Here is a 3268-nt window from a genome sequence, read left to right on the forward strand (position 1 = left end):
CGAAAAAATAATGTAAATTTACCTGAACTTACGATTTAAGAACTGACCTAGTTCAAACTATTTTTTGCCTTCTAAACGGCTGAAAAAAAAATCTTTTGAACGTCTAAATATTAACCAAAAAGAGTCAACCTATATCAGTATAATACAAAACTGAATGAGCCCTGAAGTACCTATTATAGTAATTTTAATCGGAATTCCGATATTTTTTATTTTACGTTGGATATTAAAGCGATTTATAAAAAATAAGAAAACCAGAAATTGGATTTCAATTTTAGGAACTATAATTATTGCACCCATTTTATATATCGGACTTGTAATGGCTTTCTTCAGTTATTTATTTTACGAACCTCAATACGATTTTAAAAAAGAACGATGGTTTGCCGACAAAAACGCAAGATTTGAAATGCGAGACGATTTAGTAAATAGTGGAATTTTAATCGGAAAATCAAAAAGTGAAATTATTGACTTGATTGGAAAATCGGAAAGTAATGATTCGACTGAAATTTGGACTTACGACTTGGGAATGTCTGGTGCTGGATTTGGTTGGCAATTTAATAGTTTGCAATTGACTTTTGAAAACGGGAAAGTTACTGACGTTAAAAAATACGAAATAGTTGATTAAAAAACTGGTTACAACACCGTGTATAATTAATTGCTTTGGCAAGTGCCTATTTGGAAAATTCCTTCGGAATTTTCTCGCGTTCGTTTTTGTTTACTAAATTAGTTGCTTAAATATGCAACTAACCATACACAAACACGTTGTGGTTAATTTTGACCAACAATTGAGAACTATTAACTAAATTTAAACAATGGAACGTATGAAAAAACACCGATTGAAAAACTATTTGAAACTCGGAATTCTACTTTTTGGAATTGCGATATTCGTAATTGCTTGCGAAAAAGACAACTTTGCAGAAGAAAAAACTTTGGAGACTATTACCGAAGAACTTCCAATCTCAATAAAATCGATTTCCATTTCCGAAGTTGGAGAGACTTTTAATTCTCTTAAGAACAAATACCAACTAAACAATCATTTTGAACTACAGCAAACTGAAAACACACAATTAAGAGTTAGCTCAGAATCAGATAATGCTTCATCAAGCATTACTATTTATACAGACGAAGTCAAAGAAATCACCCAAGGTGATTATACTTCATATACAATGCTTATTGAATCCTTGGATGATGACCCAAACACCTTTTACAATATCACAATAGAAGATAAAAATGGCACAGAAGGTATGTTTGTAACCCAATACAAAACGGAAAACACATCTGATGATTTACAAAACCAAGCTTTTAGTAGTATACAAACGGAGCGAATAAACAATTTAACAGAACCTTTAGGCCCAGAGGATTTTGGCAATGAAGACCCAAGTTCTTCAGGAAGTGGTTCAGGAGGTGGAGGCGGAAATACAAACTATCCAACCGATTGTAATGGTACAGTTATACCCACAACAATAGCGATAGAATACAACTGTGGTTGTGGACACAATGTATTGCAATGGCAATTGGGAATTTGTTCGGGGTCTAGTTGTGGTGACCCTTTTTTACCTTACATAGAATATCAGACAACTTATGAATGTTTAGATTCTGGGGTAAGTGACCCACCAAACGGTGGCGACCCCAATAATGGCAACCCACCAAATAGTGGTGGTAGTACTAACAGTGGCGGAGACACTTACACTAATACCAACCCATCTTTAACATCACCTATAGATAGAGAACAAGATGCTGTCTCACAAGAATCCGATAATTGTAGAACCCTTAAAGATTTAAGAAAAACAGATTCATTAAGTCTTAACATAAAACCTATTATAGACCAACTAAAAGCTAAAACAAACGAAAAGAAAGAATGGTATCAAGAAGTGCAACGCCAATTTGGCGATACAGATTACGAAACATTTCCAACACCAGGAGGCATAAAAGAAGGTATAGATGATAGAACATCTAAATTCACTACGAGTACTTTTAACATTGGGATAATACATACACATCCTAAAGGAAAAAAGCCTATGTTTTCTTGGACAGATATAAGAGCAACTAGAGATATTTACAGAGAAGTAGGAGCTTTTGGTAAAGAGCAGGTATTTAATATTTGTGTAAATCATAATGGCACAGTATATGCATTAAAAATAGATGATTACGAAGCATTAAATGCTAAAATAGAAAGTGATTGGACAAATGCTAGAGGAAATACAGATGAAAAAAAACGTAGTGGTATTGAATGGAAATTGGGAAAATAATTTAAAAATGACAATAATTTAGAACGAGCATTTTTAAGGAAGTTTAAAGATCATGGCATTTCTTTATATAAAGCTGCTGATGATAATATAAGTAATTGGAACAAGTTGGAATTAGAAAACCCAAATTCAAGAAACTCTGATGTAAATCCGTTACCTTGTAACTAAAAAATTTAAAACAATGAAAAAAACTATAACACTAATAACAGTATTAATTTTTACATTATCTTTTTTTAACTGTAAGGCACAAACACCAATAAAATCAATTGATAGTTTAGGTTGGGATAATTTAAATAATGCCTATTATAAAGATTTAAATAACCAGTTAAATGACTTTGAGGGTACTTGGCTCTATACCAATGGTACTACATCTTTAAAAATAGTATTAGAGAAAAAGCTAATGATATACAACGGTGAATATTATGAAGATTTAATAGTTGGCGAATACCAATATATAGAAAATGGTGTAGAAAAAATAAATACATTAAGCCAACTTAATCAAGATTTAGGAGAAAATCATAATATTTATGGGAATTTTTTAGACGATAATTGTACTTATTCGTCGATAGATGATTGTATAGACGGCGAAATACGATTAGGACTTGCAATGGTTGACCCTTTAATACAATCGGTTTCAGAACTTACTTTACATAAGCGTGTCATTAACGGTCAGCAAGCTTTAAAGGCATGGTATTGCTGGTGTGCAGGTGCAATTACTGTTCAAGAAGGAGAAGCAGGATCACCAGAACCAACTATAGGAACTCAATTAGAAAACATTGTGTTTATAAAACAATAAAACTAACCACAACAAAGTATATAAAAAATAGCAGTTAAGAGCCAAACTCAAGATTTGGTTCTTTTCTATTATCTTTTTTTATAATGTGAAAAGAAATAACATTTTTACCTGCTACTTTTCATATACAAAACCGTTAGCGTCAATTACAACGCTGAATTTTCCTGAAATAGGTTGACTAAAAATTAAGCAATTAATTACAGTCACTTATGAAAACACAAAATGAACACTG

General features: G+C 32.0%; 3 protein-coding genes. All 3 read left to right on the forward strand.

What is annotated here, in order from left to right; genetic code table 11:
* Positions 1 to 154 precede the first annotated feature (154 nt).
* A complete protein-coding gene (locus HM985_RS16845) occupies positions 155 to 622 on the forward strand; it encodes a hypothetical protein (protein WP_179377379.1) in 468 nt (155 codons plus the stop codon).
* Positions 623 to 818: 196 nt separating this feature from the next.
* Positions 819 to 2246 (forward strand): hypothetical protein, encoded by a 1428-nt coding sequence (locus tag HM985_RS16850; RefSeq protein WP_179377380.1) that lies wholly within the window; start codon positions 819 to 821, stop codon positions 2244 to 2246.
* A 178-nt stretch (positions 2247 to 2424) separates the two neighbouring features.
* Entirely contained in the window at positions 2425 to 3039 is a 615-nt protein-coding gene (locus HM985_RS16855; RefSeq protein WP_179377381.1) for a DUF6705 family protein, read from the forward strand.
* The last annotated feature ends 229 nt before the right edge of the window (positions 3040 to 3268 follow it).

The organism is Winogradskyella wichelsiae, from assembly GCF_013403925.1.
GTDB lineage: Bacteria > Bacteroidota > Bacteroidia > Flavobacteriales > Flavobacteriaceae > Winogradskyella > Winogradskyella wichelsiae.

Bases quoted from the DNA above. Each gene is read 5' to 3' on its own strand.
- HM985_RS16855 (WP_179377381.1), top strand. From the start codon at position 2,425: ATGAAAAAAACTATAACACTAATAACAGTATTAATTTTTACATTATCT.
- HM985_RS16845 (WP_179377379.1), top strand. From the start codon at position 155: ATGAGCCCTGAAGTACCTATTATAGTAATTTTAATCGGAATTCCGATA.
- HM985_RS16850 (WP_179377380.1), top strand. From the start codon at position 819: ATGAAAAAACACCGATTGAAAAACTATTTGAAACTCGGAATTCTACTT.